The organism is Castellaniella ginsengisoli (assembly GCF_040955415.1).
Taxonomy (GTDB): domain Bacteria; phylum Pseudomonadota; class Gammaproteobacteria; order Burkholderiales; family Burkholderiaceae_B; genus Castellaniella; species Castellaniella ginsengisoli.
In genome coordinates this window covers 1,549,738-1,567,182 of sequence record NZ_CP158257.1, presented here as the reverse complement: position 1 = coordinate 1,567,182, position 17,445 = coordinate 1,549,738, and the positions used below count along the sequence as shown (strand labels likewise).

Sequence of the window (17,445 nt, the reverse complement as noted above, 5' to 3'; positions counted from 1 at the left end):
AGGATGCTCTTGACTGAAGGCCTGATGCCCCGCTTTCCCCATGAATCGCTGGTGGAGGATGACGGGATCGAACCGACGACCCCCTGCTTGCAAAGCAGGTGCTCTCCCAGCTGAGCTAATCCCCCAGAACCCATCGCCAGCCTACCGCCCGACAATGAATCGTGGTGGGTCAAGATGGATTCGAACCATCGACCCCCGCCTTATCAAGACGGTGCTCTAACCGACTGAGCTACTGACCCCTTGAGTCTGCTTTTCATGCAGGCCTGGACTTCAGACCATGTACCAAACAGCCGATAAGCGTGGACGCTTCAATAACGAGCTTTGCTGTGAGCTCTTAAAGGAGGTGATCCAGCCGCACCTTCCGATACGGCTACCTTGTTACGACTTCACCCCAGTCATGAATCTCACCGTGGTAAGCGCCCCCCTTGCGGTTAGGCTACCTACTTCTGGTGAAACCCACTCCCATGGTGTGACGGGCGGTGTGTACAAGACCCGGGAACGTATTCACCGCGACATGCTGATCCGCGATTACTAGCGATTCCGACTTCACGCAGTCGAGTTGCAGACTGCGATCCGGACTACGATCGGGTTTCTGAGATTGGCTCCACCTCGCGGTTTGGCAACCCTCTGTCCCGACCATTGTATGACGTGTGAAGCCCTACCCATAAGGGCCATGAGGACTTGACGTCATCCCCACCTTCCTCCGGTTTGTCACCGGCAGTCCCATTAGAGTGCCCAACTGAATGTAGCAACTAATGGCAAGGGTTGCGCTCGTTGCGGGACTTAACCCAACATCTCACGACACGAGCTGACGACAGCCATGCAGCACCTGTGTTCCGGTTCTCTTGCGAGCACTCCTCTATCTCTAAAGGATTCCAGACATGTCAAGGGTAGGTAAGGTTTTTCGCGTTGCATCGAATTAATCCACATCATCCACCGCTTGTGCGGGTCCCCGTCAATTCCTTTGAGTTTTAATCTTGCGACCGTACTCCCCAGGCGGTCAACTTCACGCGTTAGCTGCGCTACTAAGGTTAATAAACCCCAACAGCTAGTTGACATCGTTTAGGGCGTGGACTACCAGGGTATCTAATCCTGTTTGCTCCCCACGCTTTCGTGCATGAGCGTCAGTATCATCCCAGGGGGCTGCCTTCGCCATCGGTATTCCTCCACATCTCTACGCATTTCACTGCTACACGTGGAATTCTACCCCCCTCTGACGTACTCTAGCCCGGTAGTTAAAAGTGCAGTTCCAAGGTTAAGCCCTGGGATTTCACACCTTTCTTTCCGAACCGCCTGCGCACGCTTTACGCCCAGTAATTCCGATTAACGCTTGCACCCTACGTATTACCGCGGCTGCTGGCACGTAGTTAGCCGGTGCTTATTCTGCAGGTACCGTCATTGACCCGGGATATTAGCCCGGGCTGTTTCTTCCCTGCCAAAAGTGCTTTACAACCCGAAGGCCTTCATCGCACACGCGGGATGGCTGGATCAGGGTTGCCCCCATTGTCCAAAATTCCCCACTGCTGCCTCCCGTAGGAGTCTGGGCCGTGTCTCAGTCCCAGTGTGGCTGGTCGTCCTCTCAAACCAGCTACGGATCGTTGCCTTGGTAGGCCTTTACCCCACCAACTAGCTAATCCGATATCGGCCGCTCCAATAGTGAGAGGTCTTGCGATCCCCCCCTTTCCCCCGTAGGGCGTATGCGGTATTAGCTGACCTTTCGGCCAGTTATCCCCCGCTACTGGGCACGTTCCGATACATTACTCACCCGTTCGCCACTCGCCGCCAAGAAAGCAAGCTTTCTCGCGCTGCCGTTCGACTTGCATGTGTAAAGCATCCCGCTAGCGTTCAATCTGAGCCAGGATCAAACTCTTCAGTTCAATTCCTGTAATCGTATTTCCTCAACCAATCAAGGTCGGTTCATACGTCGCTATGCTCAAAGAAAGACGAAGTTCGGTCAAAAACCTTACTTCTTCATTTCTGTAGTATGAGCACTTGGTTTGTTGCTTTGCTTCTCCGGCATTGCGACCGGTCCGTGAGAACCTATCGCACCGGTCAGCGTCGCTTGTCATCAAGCGCCCACACTTATCGGCTGTTAAGTTTTTAAAGAGCAATTCTGCAAGAAGCAGAGAAACGAGATTATGAAGTACTTTTTACGTCGTGTCAAGCGGCTGGCTTTTTTCGATCGGCCCGGACTTCGTCCGAACCACATCCCAACCCCCTGACCGACAAGGCCTTCATGCCTCGCTGTCGAGCCCGAAATTAAAACATTTATACGTTTCAATGTCAAGCCCCTTCAGGCTCCGGACCGGAACCGAAATCCCCGCCGGTCTTCGCTGCCGCTTTCGGTTCGGAAGCCGGGCCTACGCCTGCAAGCTTCTGAACTCCGGCCTGGCCGCGGACCCTGATCCCTATCGGTAAAACCTAAGAATCTAGGGGTTAACCCGTGTGCCTGGCGGCGAAGAAACGAGACTATAGCACGCTTTTTTAAAGCCGTGCAAATTCCTTTTTCAATGCCCTACTGAAGCGCCGGCACAGGACCAGTCAGACGTCTGCAGAAACCCATCAGCGCCAGCGAACCCAGGATCAAAACGGCGGACAGCCAGGGCAGGCCCGCCAGACCCAGCGCCTGGGTCGCCACGCCGCCCAGCGCCGTGCCCAGGGCGATGCCCAGTTGCATTCCGGACTGATTGAGCCCGACCAGGACGCCCCGCGCGTCCGGCACCAGCGCCGCGGCCCGGATCTGTTGCGCGGGGCCCGCCGCCCACGCCGTGGCGGACCACATCATCAGCACGAAGGCGACCCCGTACAACGAGCCGGAGGGCCACAGCCAGGCAGCCAGCGGCAGCGCCAGCAGACAGACCGCCTGCAGGAGTTTCGACGCCACCAGCGTGGCGTGATATCCGTGCCGGTCGGTACGGCTGCCGCCGAACCGCGAACCTGCCAGGCTGGCCACCCCGAACGCCAGGAGCAGCGGACTGATCGACGCGCCGTCGAGATGCTGGACACCGATCAGGTAAGGCGTCAGGAAACTGTAGAGCATGACATACCCCGCCATCCAGAGCACCGTCACCATCAGCCCCGCCAGGACAGCGGGGCGCCGGAGAAAAGCAAGCTGCGCGCGCAGCGGGATGGCCGCCGCGGGGCTCAGGGCGGGCAACACGAAACGATGGCTCGACGCCACGATCAGGCTCAGCAGCCCGACCAGGGGAAAGACGGCATGCCAACCGAACCGCAGTGCGATTTCCCGCCCGACCGGGACGGCCACGATCAGGGATGCGGTAAACCCCATGATGACCGTGGCGATGGCCCGTCCCTGCCGTTGCGAGCCGGCCAGCGAAGCGGCCGTGGACAGGGCGGTGACCACGGCGGTCCCGCCCGAGAGCGCCTGGAGAATGCGCACGGGAACGAACGTCCAGAAGTCCCGAACCAGCAGCGTAGAGAGGCTGGCCAGCGCATAGAAGAGCATCGCGGTGATCATGACCTTGCGCCGGCCGATATGGCTGGTGAGCGCCACCACGACCGGCACGCACAGGCCATACACGAAAGCATAGAGCGTGATCAATTGACCGGCCAGCGCCACCGGGGCGCCCAGCCCGGGAGCCACCACATCCAGAATACCTGCCAGGATGTATTCGTTGGCGCCGGCCACGAACGTCGTCATGGCGAGAAGGAGAATCTGGTATCGGAGAGGCACTTTCATGATCTCATATCTACGATTTGGTATTTGTCGATACATAAGAGCGCCATTCGGGCGCCCTTGCCGCCACCCGGCGCTAAAGTTCCCGGACAATGGCGGCAGCCACCTCGGTCACAGATTGCTCGTTTCTCTTGTAGAGCGTGTATTTTCCGATCCGCGACACGGACACCAGGCCGGCATCGCGCAGCATCGACATATAGGTGGAAGCCGTGGACTGATTGACGCCCAGGAGCGCGGCAATCTGCAGCACGCAGACCCCGTCCGCGACGGGATCGATTCCGCCCGCCGGCTTGAAGTGCCGGCGCGGATCCCGCATCGCCGAAAGCACAGTGCGCCGGTGCGGGTTATCCAGCGCCTTCAATGCCAAGTCCAGGTTCATGCGGGCATACTAGCTGACGTATTGCAAATCGTCAAATCGTTCCGCATGCACCGGACAGCCCGCAGAGGACTGTCCGGTGTCCGGCCCTATCCTTCCAGTTTCCGGATGGCGGCGGCCACGCCCGCCCCATAGGCGGGATCGGCCTGGGTGCAGTGCTCGATGTGACGCGCCTGCACGTCGGGGCTCACCCCGGCGATAGCCCGGGCGGTGTTGTCGAACAGCGCCTGCTGCTGCTCGGGCGTCATCAGGCGGAACAGCGCCCCCGGCTGGGAGAAATAATCCGTATCCTCGCGGTGGTTCCAGTGGTCCGCCGCACCTTCCAGGCTGAGCGGCGGCTCGCGGAAATCGGGCTGGTCGGCCCATTCGCCGGCGCGATTGGGCTCATTGCCCGTCAAGCCGCCATGATTGCCGTCCACCCGCATCGCTCCGTCGCGGTGGTAGCTGTGGAACGGACAGCGCGGCGCATTGACCGGAATCTGGTGATGATTGACTCCCAGACGGTAGCGTTGCGCATCGCCGTAGGAGAACAGCCGCGCCTGCAGCATGCGGTCCGGCGAGAAGCCGATGCCCGGCACGACATTGGCCGGGGTGAAGGCCGCCTGCTCGACTTCGGCGAAGAAGTTCTCCGGATTGCGGTTCAGCTCCAGGGTGCCGACCTCGATCATGGGATAGTCGCCATGCGGCCAGACCTTGGTGAGATCGAAGGGGTTCAGGTGGTAACTGCCGGCCTCTTGCTCGGGCATGACCTGGATGTACAGCGTCCAGCGCGGAAAGTCGCCCCGGGCAATGCTGTCGTACAGATCGCGTTGGGAGCTCTCGCGGTCACGGCCGATCAGTTCGGCCGCCTGGGCGTCGGTCAGGTTGCGGATGCCTTGCTGGGACTTGAAATGAAACTTCACCCAGAAGCGTTCGTTCGCGGCATTGATCAGGCTGAAGGTATGGCTGCCGAACAGATGCATGTGGCGAAAGTCGGACGGAATGCCGCGATCGCTCATGACGATGGTGATCTGATGCAAGGCTTCGGGCAGGCCGGTCCAGAACTCCCAGTTGTTCTGGGCGCTGCGCATGCCAGTGCCCGGATCGCGCTTGACCGCATGGTTCAGGTCGGGGAACTTGAGCGGGTCGCGGAAGAAGAACACGGGGGTGTTATTGCCCACCAGATCCCAGTTGCCTTGTTCGGTATAGAACTTCATCGCGATGCCGCGGATATCACGCTCGGCGTCCGCGGCGCCGCGTTCACCGGCCACGGTGGAAAAGCGGGCGAACATCGGGGTCTGTTTGCCGATCTCGGAGAACAAGGCGGCGCGCGTGTAGCGCGTGATGTCGTGGGTGACGGTGAAGGTGCCGTAGGCGCCTGCGCCCTTGGCGTGCATGCGGCGCTCGGGGATGACCTCACGGTCGAAGTGGGCCAGCTTTTCTAGCAGCCAGACATCCTGCAACAGCGCGGGGCCGCGCGGGCCGGCCGTCTGGATGTTCTGGTTGTCGACGACGGGCGCACCGGCGGCGGTAGTCAGTTTCTTCATGAGCATCTCCTGCATGGGGCCGCCCCGGAAGGGCGACGGTTCGGGGGACCGGGACCCGCATCGGCGGGCTTTTCACGAAGAACAGTCTAATGAGTTCTTATAAATAAATAAAATTAAATATTGCTCTTAATTTGATAGCGATCAACTATCGACAAGGCGGGTGGACAAACGGGCGGCGGCTCAGGCCGGCAACTCGGTCGTTTCCTTGATGGACTGCAGCGCGAAACTGCTGCGGATGTCGACGACGGCCGGATGCCGCATCAGGGTGTCCATGGCAAAGCGGGAGAAAGCCGCCAGGTCCTGGACCTGGACCCTCAACAAATAATCCATGTCGCCCGACATGGCGTAGCACTGGACGACTTCCGACCAGCTTTGCACGTCGCTGGCGAACGCGGACATGGCGCCGTGTTCGGCCCGATGGGATTTGTCCAGCCGGACGAAGACGTACGCCAGCAAGCCCAGGCCGAGCTTTTCAGGATCGGCCAACGCCACGTAGCGGCGGATATAGCCCTGATCTTCCAGGCGCTTGACGCGCCGCAGGCAGGGGCTGGGCGACAGGGCCACCCGCTGGGCCAGGTCCTGGTTGCTGATCCGGCCATCGCGCTGCAGGTGCGTCAGGATAAGGCGATCTGTCCTGTCCAGGTCGTCGATAGGCATCATATTGTCTCAACCACGAACTATTAGAAGAATGATTGCGTCACTGTAGAGAATCGTACCGCAAGTTTGCAATCTTCCCCCCCGTTGTTTTCCCTAGAATTCTAAAAAAAGAGGCAAGGAGACAACCATGACCGCTTCCTTCGTCCCCTGGGACAACCCCCTGGGCACCGCAGGCTTCGAGTTTGTCGAGTACACGGCGCCCGACCCTGTCGCACTGGGCCGGGTCTTCGAGACCCTGGGGTTCCGTGCCATTGCACGCCACCGCAAGAAAGCCGTCACGCTGTACCGGCAAGGCGAGATCAATTTCCTGGTCAATGCGGAACCCGATTCGTTCGCCCAGCGCTTTGCGCGCCAGCACGGCCCCTCGATCTGCGCCATCGGACTGCGCGTGAACGATGCGGCCCGGGCCTACGCGCAGGCCCTGGAGCGCGGGGCCTGGGGCTTCGATTCGCACAGCGGCCCGATGGAATTGAACATCCCCGCCATCAAGGGCATCGGCGACTCCCTCATCTACCTGGTGGACCGCTGGCGCGGCAAGTACGGGCACGGCGGCATCGGCGACATCGGCATCTACGACGTGGACTTCGAGCCTCTGGACCACGCCAAGGCCCGCGAAGACCTTCGCCACGCGGGCGCCGGCCTGCTGCACATCGACCACCTCACCCACAACGTGCATCGCGGACGGATGCAGGAATGGTCCGAATTCTATGAGCGCATCTTCAATTTCCGCGAAATCCGCTATTTCGACATCGAAGGCCAGCTCACCGGGGTCAAGTCCAAGGCCATGACTTCGCCGTGCGGGCTGATCCGCATCCCCATCAACGAGGAAGGCGGCGATACGCCCGGCCAGATCCAGGAATACCTGGACCAGTACCGGGGCGAAGGCATCCAGCACATCGCCCTGTCCACGGGCGACATCCACCGCACGGTCGAACAGTTGAGCGGCCGGGTGAAATTCCTGGATACCCCGGACACCTATTACGAACTGCTGGACGGCCGCCTGCCGGGCCATGGAGAAGACGCGCCCCGCCTGCGGCGCAACCGCATCTTGCTGGACGGCGCGCCAGACGGCAGCCTGTTGCTGCAGATCTTCACCGCCAACCAGATCGGGCCGATCTTCTTCGAGATCATCCAGCGCAAAGGCAACGACGGCTTCGGCGAAGGCAATTTCAAGGCGCTGTTCGAATCCATTGAGCTGGACCAGATCCGCCGGGGCGTGTTGCGGACCTGAGACGCGGGCCCGACGGCCTGCGCGCCGCGGCCGCCGGCACCGCCTACAATGCCGGGGATGCGGCCTGCCCCACCGGCGCCGCGCCTTTCCCCAATCCGTCCATGCTCCATTACCTGCACACCATCTGCCAGCGCAGCACGCGCATGTTTCTGACGATCGTGCGCATCATGCTGCCGGTCATGGTGATCGTGTACATCGCAGACCGCCTGGGTCTGGTGCGCCTGGCCGGAGAGGCGCTGACGCCGGCCATGGGGCTGCTGGGGCTGCCGCCCGAGGCCGGCATCATCTGGGCCACCACGGTGCTGACCAACATCTACGGCGGCATGGCATCGATGGCGGCATTGTCCGCCGGCATGGACATGACGGTGGCCCAGGTCAGCGCACTGGGGGCCATGATGCTGTTCGCCCACAATGTGCCTACCGAGCAGTCCGTCGTGCGCCGCGCGGGCGCCAGCGCGTTGATCACGGGCGCGCTGCGCATCGCCGTCGCGCTCATCTACGGCGGCGCCGTGAGCTGGGCCTGCCGTGTGCTGGACGTACTGCAGGAGCCCGTCTCGCTGGCCTGGATGCAACAGGACGCGGAACTGGCCCAAGGCCCCCCGGACGTCTGGCCCTGGATACTGTCCACGCTGCAATCGCTGGCGCTGGTCCTGGTCGTCATCGTCGGGCTGGTCATCCTGCTGGACGTGCTGGAGCGCCTGGGCATCACGCGGCTGGTGACCCGGCTGCTGACGCCGGTGCTGCGCCTGTCCGGCCTGGAAGAGCGCGCCGCCCCCCTGACCACGGTGGGGGTGCTGCTGGGCCTGGCCTACGGAGGCGCACTGATCATCGAAGCCGCCGAACGCGAGAACTACAGTCCGCGCACGCGGCTGCTGGCGTTGTCATGGCTCTCGCTGTGCCACGCCCTGATCGAGGACACGCTGCTGATCCTGGCGCTGGGCGCCAACATCTGGGTCATCCTGGTGTTGCGCGGGCTGGCGACCTTGGGCGTGCTGGCGGCCCTGGCGGCCCTGACCCGGCCGGGCACCGCCTGGGGGCGCCGGCTGGAAGCCTCGGCGCAGCGGCCTCCGGCGCCACAGGCCTGAAACAGGCGCCCGGCGGCGCCGGGCTCAACGCAGCAGGTGCGCGTAGCGCTGGCGGAATTTCGCCAGTTTCGGCGCAATGACGAACTGGCAATAGCCCTGCTCCGGATTGCGCCGGTAATATTCGCTGTGCACCGCCTCGGCCGGCCAGAACACGCCCGCCGTCTCGATCCGCGTGACGATGGGATCATCGAAAGCCGCCTGGGCCTCGGCGCGCACAGTCCGCGCCAAAGCCGTCTGGGCCGCGTTGCTCGTGAAGATCACCGAAGCGTACTGAGGCCCGATATCGTTGCCCTGGCGCTCGGGGGTGGTCGGATCGTGCGTGCCGAAGAAAACCTCCAGCAGCGTGCGATAGCCGACACGCGCGGGATCGAACGTGATCCGCACGACCTCGACATGGCCGGTGTCTTTGCGGCAGACCTGCTCGTAGGTCGGATGATCGACGTGGCCGCCGCAATAGCCCGGGCGCACATCCAGCACGCCATCCAGCGCGCGGAACACAGGCTCCAGGCACCAGAAGCATCCGCCGCCGAAGAGGGCGGTGTCGAAGACGGCGTTTTCTCGGCTTTCCATGTGATTTTCCTTTTTCCTGCTGCGGGATGAATCGCTCACTCGGCCTTGGCCGGCTCCGTCAGCGACAGGATCCAGAGCGCCAGCCGCTGCGCATCGACATCCGACACGCGCGTCTGGGCCGGCATGGGAATCGCGCCCCACTGCCCCCGGCTGCCTTCGCGAATGACGCGCGCCAGATGCCCGGCCGCTTCGGGCCGGCCCTGGAAGCGTTCGGCGATGGCGCGAAACGGCGGCCCCACCCGGCGGGCGTCCACCTGGTGACAGCCCAGGCACTGGCGCTGACCGGCAAGCGCCTGCCCGCCGGCCGCCGTTTCACCCGCGGCCCAGGCTTCTGCGGCGCACATCGACACCACGCCCGCCAGGATGATTCTGATCGCTCGACCGAGCGGCGCAGCCCGTTGCTTCATTTTGGTCCCTTGCTCCCATCCGATTCCATGCGCGGCAACCGCGCCCGGCCGGCGCCCGCTGCCTCGATCACGGTATTATCCATGATTGGTTTCTTCTAGGCCGTCCCCATGCCCTACCCTCACATCGACCCCGTCGCCTTGCAGATCGGCCCCATCGCGATCCACTGGTACGGCCTCATGTACCTGGCCGGCTTCGGCCTGGCCTGGCTGCTGGGGCGCTGGCGCATCCAGCACCATCCCGCCGCGAACGGGCTGACACTGCGCGATCTGGAGGACATCATCTTCTACGGCGTCCTCGGCGTGATCTTGGGCGGGCGCCTGGGCTACGTGCTGTTCTACAAGCTGGACGACTACCTGGCGCATCCGCTGATGATCTTCGAGGTCTGGCAAGGCGGGATGTCTTTTCATGGCGGCCTGATCGGCGTGATCCTGGCCATGCTGGTCTTTGCCCGCAAGCGCGGCCGGACACTGTTGGAGATCGGCGATTTCATCGCCCCCCTGATCCCCCTTGGCCTGGCCGCCGGGCGCCTGGGCAATTTCATCAATGGGGAACTTTGGGGCCGCCCCACGGACTTGCCCTGGGGCATGGTCTTTCCGGGCGCGGCGGACGGCACGCCGCGCCACCCCTCGCAACTCTACGAAATGGGCCTGGAAGGCCTGGCCTTGTTCGTCCTGGTGTGGTGCTTCGCCCGCAAGCCCCGCCCGACGGGCCAGGTCGGCGCCGTCTTCCTGATGGGCTACGGAGTGTTCCGGTTCATGGTGGAGTTCACCCGCGAACCGGACGACTTCCTGGGGCTGCTGGCGGGCGGCCTGTCGATGGGTCAGTGGATGTCGCTGCCCATGATCCTGATCGGGCTGGCGCTGTTCATTTGGGCAGCAAGACGATCGTCCCCTGCACCGACACGCTGACCCGTTCGCGACCGCCCTCGACCGGCGCAGCGGCTTTGTCGGCGGCCATGGCGCTCATCATCATGCGCGGCATGGGCACGGGCGGCATGGCGCCCTGACCGCCCAGTTCGACCATATGGAAGCGGTAGCCGGCAAAGCCCAGCGCCTGGGTCAACGCCTGCGCGCGGGCCTTGAACGCCTCGACAGCCTGGCCCAGGAGTTTTTGCTCTTCGGCGGCGCGCCGTTCCGGCGAGACCGAGAACGACAGGCCGGCGATCGGCATGCGGTCGCCCAGATCGGCAGCCAGTTTGGACACGGCAGGAAAATCGCTGGATTCCAGGAGGATTTCGGCCTGGCCCCGCCATTCGGCGATCTTGCCATCGCGATCGGTGGTCGGCCAGATCCGGTAGGATCCGCTGCGCGCCTCGATGCCCTGGTGGCCCTTGGCCCGCTTCATGACGGAATCCAGACGCTTGTTCAGGGCCTCGGCCACTTCGGTCTGCGAGTCGCCGGACAGTTCAGCGGCCAGGGTGATCTCAACGCGATCCTGCCCGACCTCGGATGAGGCCTCGGCCGACAACGAAGCGCGCGGCTCGGCAGGTTCGGCTTCATGGGCCAGCGCGGGTAGCGCCGAAACGGCCAAGACGAACGACAGACCGGCCAGAAGTTGCTTGCGTTTGAGCACGCCTCGATACATTTTCCTCTCCTGAAAAGACGAAAGCTCGTCGCGATCACGACGAGCTTTCCGGGTAACGCCCCACCTGTGCCGTCTAGGCCGGCATCCCGGAACCGAGGGTTCACGGTGGTCGCCATCAGTCAGACTTCGGGCCGGCCAGTGAAGGCAGCTCTCCTATCTGTCAATCCGGCAACCTATGCCTATAGCATTGGTTCAAGGAATGTATGGCCAGGTCACGAACACGGCAGGGACTTAGACGACCGGATGGCCTGGCGCATCCGGAGAATACTGTTGGCTAAACGGCGGTGCTCAGGACTTCATCGAGCATGCCGTTCATGGATTCAATTTTACTCTTGAAATCGCCCAAGGCAACATTGCCCAGGGGGCCGTCGGGCGCGCGCATGCTGAGCAGCTCGTTGGCGATCTGGATGGCGGCCATCACGGCGATGCGTTCGTTGCTGACGATCTTGCCGGCGCCCTTGATGGCCAGCATGCGCTGATCGACCAGCCGCACGGCGGCCAGCAGGGCGTCTTTTTGTTCAGGCGGGCAGGCCAGCGAGTAATCGCGGCCGAGAATGGCGACGTCGATGCGTTCCATGCTTCGCGGCTCCTTGGTAAATGGTAAAGGCCTCAGGCCTGCGCGCCCGGCAGGCGCTCGAGGATGAGCTCGATCTGTTGCTGGGCGCCGGTGGCGGCTTCACGCAGGCGGTCGCGCTCGGATTCGACCTGAATCAGGCGACGCTGCAGGGAATCGGAACGAACCCGGTGATCGCGGGCTTCGGATTCCAGGGCCGCCCGGTGCTGATCGGACTCTTCGCGCACGGCCTGGATTTCCTGGTCGTGACGCGCGAGCCTTTCGGACATGCGGGCGAATTCCTCGCCTTCGCGCAGTTGCTGGTCTTTCAGCGCCTGGTATTCTTGTTCGAGCTGCCGTACCCGGGCCTGCAGGCCGGCGCGTTCGGATTGCAGATCCCGCGCCAGTTGGACGACTTGGCGGATGCGTTGGGACAATGCGTCGAGGTCTTGGAGCATGCGGTCAAACCTTTTGGAGTGCCGGCGCGATACGCCACGAAAGGGATTGAATCATACCGGGTCGGGCCGAGGGGATTTCGGAAGCGACGATTCCGCCGAACGGCCGGCGGAATCATCGTGCGACCCGGCGCCTCGGGGGCTGCGATGGCGCAGGTAGCGGTTCTCGCGGCCGCGACGAAACAGCAGGCCCGACAACTCGTTGAGCGCCAGAGAATAGACCTCGCGCTTGAACTCGATGACGGCATCCAGCGGCACCCAATAGGCGTTCCAGCGCCAGGCGTCGAACTCGGGCGTATCGGAGGCGCGCAGGCTGACGTCGCTGTCGCGGCCCACCATGCGCAGCAGGAACCAGATCTGCTTCTGGCCTTTATAGTGGCCCCGCAATTCGCGGCGCACGTAATGATCCGGTACGGTATAACGCAACCAGTCCCGGGTCCGTCCCAGAATGCGTACGTGCTCGGCGCGCAAGCCGGTCTCCTCGTGGAGTTCGCGGTACATCGCCTGCACGGGAGTTTCGCCGTGCTTGATGCCCCCCTGGGGAAACTGCCATGCGTGTTCCCTGATGCGCTTGCCCCAGAAAACCTCGTTTTTCTGGTTCACGAGAATGATGCCGACATTCGGACGGTAGCCTTCGCGATCCAACATGGGGCCACCTCGGTTGTGAATTCAATACAATTACCGTCGATTATACGTACCAACCGGAATCCCTACCATGCGCGCCAGCCAGTACCATCTGAACACCCTGAAGGAAGCCCCCGCCGAGGCGGAGGTCGTCAGCCACCAGCTGATGACGCGGGCGGGCATGATCCGAAAAATCGCCGGCGGCATCTATACCTACATGCCCATGGGCCTGAAGGTCCTGCGCAAGATCGAGGCCATCGTGCGCGAGGAAATGAACCGCGCCGGCGCCATCGAACTGCTGATGCCGGTCGTGCAGCCGGCCGAGCTGTGGGAAGAATCGGGCCGCTGGGAGCAATACGGCGCCGAGCTGCTGCGCATCAAGGACCGCCACCAGCGCGACTTCGTCCTGCAGCCGACCTCGGAAGAAGTCATCACCGACATCGCTCGCAACGAAATCCATAGCTGGCGCCAGCTACCGGTCAATTTCTATCACATCCAGACGAAGTTCCGCGACGAGCGGCGGCCGCGCTTCGGCCTGATGCGCGGCCGCGAATTCACGATGAAGGACGCCTATTCCTTCGACCGCGACGAAACCGCCGCCCAGGCCAGCTACGATGCCATGTACGCCGCCTATCAGCGCATCTTCACGCGCCTGGGCCTGACGTACCGCGCCGTGGCGGCCGACACCGGCTCGATCGGCGGCACGCGCAGCCATGAATTCCAGGTCATCGCCGACACGGGCGAAGATTTGATCGTCTACAACCCCGCTTCGGACTACGCCGCCAATATCGAGCTGGCCGATGCGCCCTGCCTGCTGGCCGCGCGCGAACCGGCGCGCGAGCCCATGGAAAAACGCGCAACGCCCGAGGCGCCCAAATGCGAAATCGTAGCCGAACAACTGGGGCTGCCCTTGTCGCGCACGGTCAAGTCCGTGGTGCTGGCCACCGACCCGGCCGACGGCCCGGCCCGCCTGTGGCTGCTGCTGATCCGGGGCGATCATGAAACCAATGAGATCAAGGTCGGCAAGCTGCCCGGCTTCGGCGAGGGCTATCGCCTGGCGACCGAGGCCGAGATCGACGCGGTCTTCCATTGCGCTCCGGGCTACCTGGGCCCCGTCGGCGTGGATCCGCAGGCCGTCACCGTGATCGCCGACCGCACGGTCGCCCACATGGGGGATTTCGTCTGCGGCGCCAACGAGGCGGGCTACCATCTGAGCGGTGTCAACTGGGGACGCGACCTGCCCGAGCCGGCACTGGTCGCCGACCTGCGCAACGTCGTGGCAGGCGATCCCGATCCGCGCGGCGGCACCTTGGCGATCCAGCGCGGCATCGAGGTCGGCCACGTGTTCTTCCTGGGAGACAAATACTCGCGCGCCCTGAATGCGACTTTCCTGGAAACGGACGGCAAGCCGGCTCTGATGCAGATGGGCTGCTACGGCATCGGCATCAGCCGGATCTCGGCCGCCGCCATCGAACAGAACCACGACGAGCGGGGCATGATCTGGCCGCGCGCCCTGGCGCCCTTCGAGGTGGTGCTGTGCCCCATCGGCATCGGCAAGAGCGAGGCCGTCCGCGAGGCCGCCGAAGCCCTGTACCAATCGCTGCAGGCGCGGGGGGTGGACGTGATTCTGGACGACCGCGATGCCCGGCCGGGCATCATGTTCGCCGACTGGGAACTGATTGGCGTGCCGCTGCGCGTGACGCTAGGCGACCGCGGCCTGAAAGACGGCATCGTCGAAATCCAGGCGCGCCGCGACGATCAGGCGCAGCGCATCGCCCTGGCCGACGCCCAGGCGCACATCCTGGACCGGCTGGAGTCCCTCTAGGCCGCAGCGCCCGTGTCACAAGGCCTCACCAAAAAATGATTCCGGACCGAACCATTCCCCCCGGCGAGCTGTCCATTCGCGTATATTACGAGGACACTGACACCGGCGGCGTCGTGTACTACGCGAACTACCTCAAATTCTTCGAACGTGGTCGCACGGAATGGCTGCGCGCGCTCGGGATGGATCAACACACTCTCGCAACACAGGAACAGATGATGTTTGTGGTCAAGCATGCGGACATTGCCTACCGGCAACCCGCCCGCCTGGACGACCGCATCCTCGTCCGGACCGCCGTGACCGGCCTGGGAGCGTCGACGATCCGCTTCGCCCAGCAGGCGCTGCGCGACGGCACGCTGCTCGCCAGCGCGGACATCCAGGTCTGCACGGTGCACGCCCTCAGCTTCAAACCCATCCGTCTCTCCCCCTCCGTCAGGGATCTATTGGAAAAGGCCCTTCATTAACCATGCAAGCCTCTAGCGATTTGTCGCTGCTCTCTCTCATCGGCCACGCCAGTCTGCCTGTGCAGATCGTGATGCTGATCCTGTTCGGCGCCTCGGTCCTGTCCTGGGCCTACATATTCAGCAAGCGGGCGGCCCTGCGGCGCGCCGATGAACAGACCCGCCGCTTCGAAGATGATTTCTGGGCGGGCGGCGACCTGACGGTCCTGCAACAGGCCATCGCCAGCCGCCGCAACGAGCATGGCGCATTGGCGCGCATCTTCGACGCCGGCATGACCGAGTTCGTCAAGGCGCGCCGCTCATCGAGCCGGGGCGATACGCTGCTGGACGCGCCCCGCCGCGCCATGAAGGCTGCGCTCCAGCGCGAGATGGACAGTCTGGAATCGCACCTGAACTTCCTCGCCTCCACCGGTTCGGTCAGCCCCTACATCGGGCTGCTGGGCACCGTGTGGGGGATCATGCACGCCTTCATGGGCTTGTCCACCATGCAGCAGGCCACCCTGGCCGCCGTGGCCCCGGGGATCGCCGAAGCGCTGATCGCGACGGCCATCGGCCTGTTCGCCGCCATCCCGGCCGTGCTGGCATACAACCGCTACACCAACCAAATCGACCGGCTTTCGATCCGTTTCGAAAGTTTCGTCGAAGAATTCCTGAACATCCTCCAGCGCCAGGTGCACTAGAGCCTGTCCACACGCATCAAGGAGTCGCGAAGGCATGAATGATCCGGTTGAACAAAGCGCCTGGCGCCGCACGTATGCCCATACGTGCACGGCGGACAGCGCCATTTCCCTGATTCGCGCGAAAAGGCCCTGACATGACATCGCTCGGCAGTCGTCGCTCGCGCCGCATGAAGAACGACATCAATGTCGTTCCCTACATCGACGTCATGCTGGTCCTGCTGGTGATCTTCATGGTCACCGCGCCCATGATCACCCCGGGCCAGATCGAGTTGCCCTCCGTCGGCACGGCGTCCGAAGTTCCTCTGCAGCCGCTCGAGATCCAGATCGACGCCGAGGGCGCGCTCGCCCTGCGGATGCGCGAAGGCGGCGCCTCGTTCCGCTCCATCGACAAGGCCAACCTGCTGGCCGAGGTCCGCGCCATCGCCACGCCCGACACCCCGGTGGTGATTTCCGCCGATGGCAAGGTCCCTTACGAGACCGTCATGCAAGTCATGGATCAACTGCGCAACGGCGGCGTCGGCAAGCTGGGACTGCTGGTCAACCAGAACGCTCCGGCCGCGCGCTGATGCTGGTGCCATGAATTTGTTCGACCGCTTCTTCAACACCGATTCCGATGACGACGTACGCCCCGGCGGGCGCGACGACCGCCGCGGCCTGCTCGTCTCTCTGGCCGCCCACGGCCTGCTGATCCTGCTGATGGTGGCGGGCTTTTCCACCGCCCCCGACAATCCAGGCCCTGTCCAGGTCGAGCTCTGGGCCCAGGGCACCGTGGCCGACGCCGCAGCGCCGCAGGAGCAGCCTGAAGAACCGCAGGCCGAACCGCAACCGGAATCCGAGCCCGCCAAGCCTGAGCCCGAGCCGGAACCCACGCCTGTGCCCGACGACAGCGCGCGCCAAGCCGCGGAGCAAGCCGAGGCCGCGCGGCAGGCGCAATTGGCCGAGGCCCAGGCGCGGGCCGCGGAGGCCGCCCAAGCGCAAGCCGAGGCTGAAATTGCCTTGGCCAAAGAACGCAAAGCCCGCGAGGAAACAGAACGGCGGCTGGCCGAACAGGCCGCCCGGGAAAAGGCCGAGAAGGAAGCCGCCGAGCAGGCAGCACGCGAAAAGGCCCGGCAGGAACAAGCGGAAAAAGAAAAGGCGGCACAAGAAAGGGCCGAGAAGGCTGCTGCCGAGAAGGCCGCCGCTGAAAAAGCCGCTGCCGAAAAGGCCGCCGCCGAGAAGGCGGCCGCTGAAAAAGCCGCCCGCGAAAAGGCCGAAAAGGAAAAAGCCGAGAAAGCCGCTGCGGAAAAAGCCGCCGCCGAGAAGGCCGCCCGGGAAAAAGCCGCCAAGGAAGCCGAGGCCAAGCGCCAGGCCTTGAGGGCCGCCATGCGCGGCGACGCACTGGAAGCCGCCGGCATCGCCAGCGGCAACGCGGACCGCAACCAACGCGGCGGCGGCGGCAACGACGGCTACGCGGCCAAGGTGCGCGCCTGCGTCCAACCCGGCGTGGTCTACAACGTGCCGCCGCGCAGCGGCTCGAACAACCCCACGGCAAGCTTCCGCACCCGCCTGGGGTCCAATGGACAAGTCCAGGGCGTCGACCTGACCCGCTCTTCCGGCAATCCCCGCTTCGACGATGCCGTCCAGAAGGGGATCCTGGCCTGCTCGCCCTTCCCGAAACCGCCTGGCGGCAAGTATCCGTCGTATATTGACGTGGACTACCGCATGTACGACTAAGGA

General features: G+C 63.7%; 18 protein-coding genes, 2 tRNA genes, 1 rRNA gene and 1 other RNA gene. 8 read left to right on the top strand and 14 right to left on the bottom strand.

The genetic code is table 11. The annotated features are described in order from the left end of the window. Nucleotides 1-49: 49 nt before the first annotated feature. From ABRZ00_RS07480 to ABRZ00_RS07450, 7 genes are all read right to left on the bottom strand, one after another. Nucleotides 50-125, bottom strand: a tRNA-Ala gene (locus ABRZ00_RS07480). Nucleotides 126-162: 37 nt separating this feature from the next. Then, a tRNA-Ile gene (locus ABRZ00_RS07475) sits at nucleotides 163-239 on the bottom strand. A gap of 97 nt (nucleotides 240-336) precedes the next feature. Continuing rightward, a 16S ribosomal RNA gene (locus ABRZ00_RS07470) occupies nucleotides 337-1,877 on the bottom strand. Nucleotides 1,878-2,515: 638 nt separating this feature from the next. Continuing rightward, a complete protein-coding gene (locus ABRZ00_RS07465; protein ID WP_368642449.1) occupies nucleotides 2,516-3,700 on the bottom strand; it encodes an MFS transporter in 1,185 nt (394 codons plus the stop codon). A gap of 73 nt (nucleotides 3,701-3,773) precedes the next feature. Continuing rightward, nucleotides 3,774-4,076 carry an ArsR family transcriptional regulator gene (locus tag ABRZ00_RS07460; protein ID WP_343835971.1) on the bottom strand — a complete coding sequence of 101 codons (303 nt, stop codon included), beginning with the start codon at nucleotides 4,074-4,076 and terminating at the stop codon, nucleotides 3,774-3,776. An 86-nt stretch (nucleotides 4,077-4,162) separates the two neighbouring features. Continuing rightward, nucleotides 4,163-5,599 (bottom strand): catalase, encoded by a 1,437-nt coding sequence (locus tag ABRZ00_RS07455; RefSeq protein ID WP_368642450.1) that lies wholly within the window; start codon nucleotides 5,597-5,599, stop codon nucleotides 4,163-4,165. Between the two features lie 180 nt (nucleotides 5,600-5,779). Then, nucleotides 5,780-6,256 carry an Lrp/AsnC family transcriptional regulator gene (locus ABRZ00_RS07450; RefSeq protein ID WP_343836311.1) on the bottom strand — a complete coding sequence of 159 codons (477 nt, stop codon included), beginning with the start codon at nucleotides 6,254-6,256 and terminating at the stop codon, nucleotides 5,780-5,782. Between the two features lie 127 nt (nucleotides 6,257-6,383). Here ABRZ00_RS07450 and hppD point away from each other — a divergent pair, with 127 nt between their 5' ends. After that, on the top strand, nucleotides 6,384-7,487 hold the full coding sequence (hppD, locus tag ABRZ00_RS07445) for a 4-hydroxyphenylpyruvate dioxygenase (RefSeq protein WP_368642451.1): 1,104 nt from the start codon (nucleotides 6,384-6,386) through the stop codon (nucleotides 7,485-7,487). A gap of 101 nt (nucleotides 7,488-7,588) precedes the next feature. Beyond that, nucleotides 7,589-8,572, top strand: coding sequence for a nucleoside recognition domain-containing protein (locus tag ABRZ00_RS07440; protein ID WP_368642452.1), 984 nt, complete (start codon nucleotides 7,589-7,591; stop codon nucleotides 8,570-8,572). A gap of 24 nt (nucleotides 8,573-8,596) precedes the next feature. Here ABRZ00_RS07440 and msrA read toward each other — a convergent pair whose 3' ends face one another. Both msrA and ABRZ00_RS07430 read right to left on the bottom strand, forming a co-directional pair. Next, nucleotides 8,597-9,142, bottom strand: a complete 546-nt coding sequence (gene msrA, locus ABRZ00_RS07435; RefSeq protein WP_368642453.1) for a peptide-methionine (S)-S-oxide reductase MsrA — start codon at nucleotides 9,140-9,142, stop codon at nucleotides 8,597-8,599. A 35-nt stretch (nucleotides 9,143-9,177) separates the two neighbouring features. Next, entirely contained in the window at nucleotides 9,178-9,486 is a 309-nt protein-coding gene (locus tag ABRZ00_RS07430; RefSeq protein ID WP_343836313.1) for a c-type cytochrome, read from the bottom strand. Between the two features lie 171 nt (nucleotides 9,487-9,657). Here ABRZ00_RS07430 and lgt point away from each other — a divergent pair, with 171 nt between their 5' ends. Then, on the top strand, nucleotides 9,658-10,458 hold the full coding sequence (lgt, locus tag ABRZ00_RS07425; RefSeq protein ID WP_343835978.1) for a prolipoprotein diacylglyceryl transferase: 801 nt from the start codon (nucleotides 9,658-9,660) through the stop codon (nucleotides 10,456-10,458). On the opposite strand, the gene ABRZ00_RS07420 is transcribed toward lgt, so the two are convergent. From ABRZ00_RS07420 to ABRZ00_RS07400, 5 genes are all read right to left on the bottom strand, one after another. Beyond that, nucleotides 10,415-11,134: an SIMPL domain-containing protein gene (locus tag ABRZ00_RS07420; protein WP_368642454.1), complete on the bottom strand. Its 720-nt coding sequence runs from the start codon at nucleotides 11,132-11,134 to the stop codon at nucleotides 10,415-10,417. The genes lgt and ABRZ00_RS07420 overlap by 44 nt on opposite strands. Before the next feature lie 53 nt (nucleotides 11,135-11,187). Further along, nucleotides 11,188-11,367: non-coding RNA, 6S RNA (gene ssrS / locus ABRZ00_RS07415), on the bottom strand. Nucleotides 11,368-11,408: 41 nt separating this feature from the next. Then, entirely contained in the window at nucleotides 11,409-11,711 is a 303-nt protein-coding gene (locus ABRZ00_RS07410) for a cell division protein ZapA (RefSeq protein ID WP_343835980.1), read from the bottom strand. 32 nt (nucleotides 11,712-11,743) lie between these two features. Next, a complete protein-coding gene (locus ABRZ00_RS07405) occupies nucleotides 11,744-12,145 on the bottom strand; it encodes a hypothetical protein (RefSeq protein ID WP_343835981.1) in 402 nt (133 codons plus the stop codon). A gap of 51 nt (nucleotides 12,146-12,196) precedes the next feature. Beyond that, nucleotides 12,197-12,790 (bottom strand): RNA pyrophosphohydrolase, encoded by a 594-nt coding sequence (locus ABRZ00_RS07400; protein WP_368642455.1) that lies wholly within the window; start codon nucleotides 12,788-12,790, stop codon nucleotides 12,197-12,199. A gap of 67 nt (nucleotides 12,791-12,857) precedes the next feature. On the opposite strand from ABRZ00_RS07400, the gene ABRZ00_RS07395 reads away from it, so the two are divergent. The 5 genes from ABRZ00_RS07395 to tolA all read left to right on the top strand — a co-directional run bounded on the left by ABRZ00_RS07395 (nucleotide 12,858) and on the right by tolA (nucleotide 17,442). Continuing rightward, a complete protein-coding gene (locus ABRZ00_RS07395; protein ID WP_343835983.1) occupies nucleotides 12,858-14,591 on the top strand; it encodes a proline--tRNA ligase in 1,734 nt (577 codons plus the stop codon). Between the two features lie 35 nt (nucleotides 14,592-14,626). After that, on the top strand, nucleotides 14,627-15,052 hold the full coding sequence (ybgC, locus tag ABRZ00_RS07390) for a tol-pal system-associated acyl-CoA thioesterase (RefSeq protein ID WP_343835984.1): 426 nt from the start codon (nucleotides 14,627-14,629) through the stop codon (nucleotides 15,050-15,052). Nucleotides 15,053-15,054: 2 nt separating this feature from the next. Beyond that, complete coding sequence (gene tolQ, locus ABRZ00_RS07385; protein WP_343835986.1) at nucleotides 15,055-15,729, top strand: protein TolQ; 675 nt, start codon at nucleotides 15,055-15,057, stop codon at nucleotides 15,727-15,729. A 134-nt stretch (nucleotides 15,730-15,863) separates the two neighbouring features. Beyond that, complete coding sequence (locus ABRZ00_RS07380) at nucleotides 15,864-16,295, top strand: ExbD/TolR family protein (protein ID WP_343835988.1); 432 nt, start codon at nucleotides 15,864-15,866, stop codon at nucleotides 16,293-16,295. 10 nt (nucleotides 16,296-16,305) lie between these two features. Then, entirely contained in the window at nucleotides 16,306-17,442 is a 1,137-nt protein-coding gene (gene tolA, locus ABRZ00_RS07375; RefSeq protein WP_368642456.1) for a cell envelope integrity protein TolA, read from the top strand. Nucleotides 17,443-17,445 lie beyond the last annotated feature (3 nt).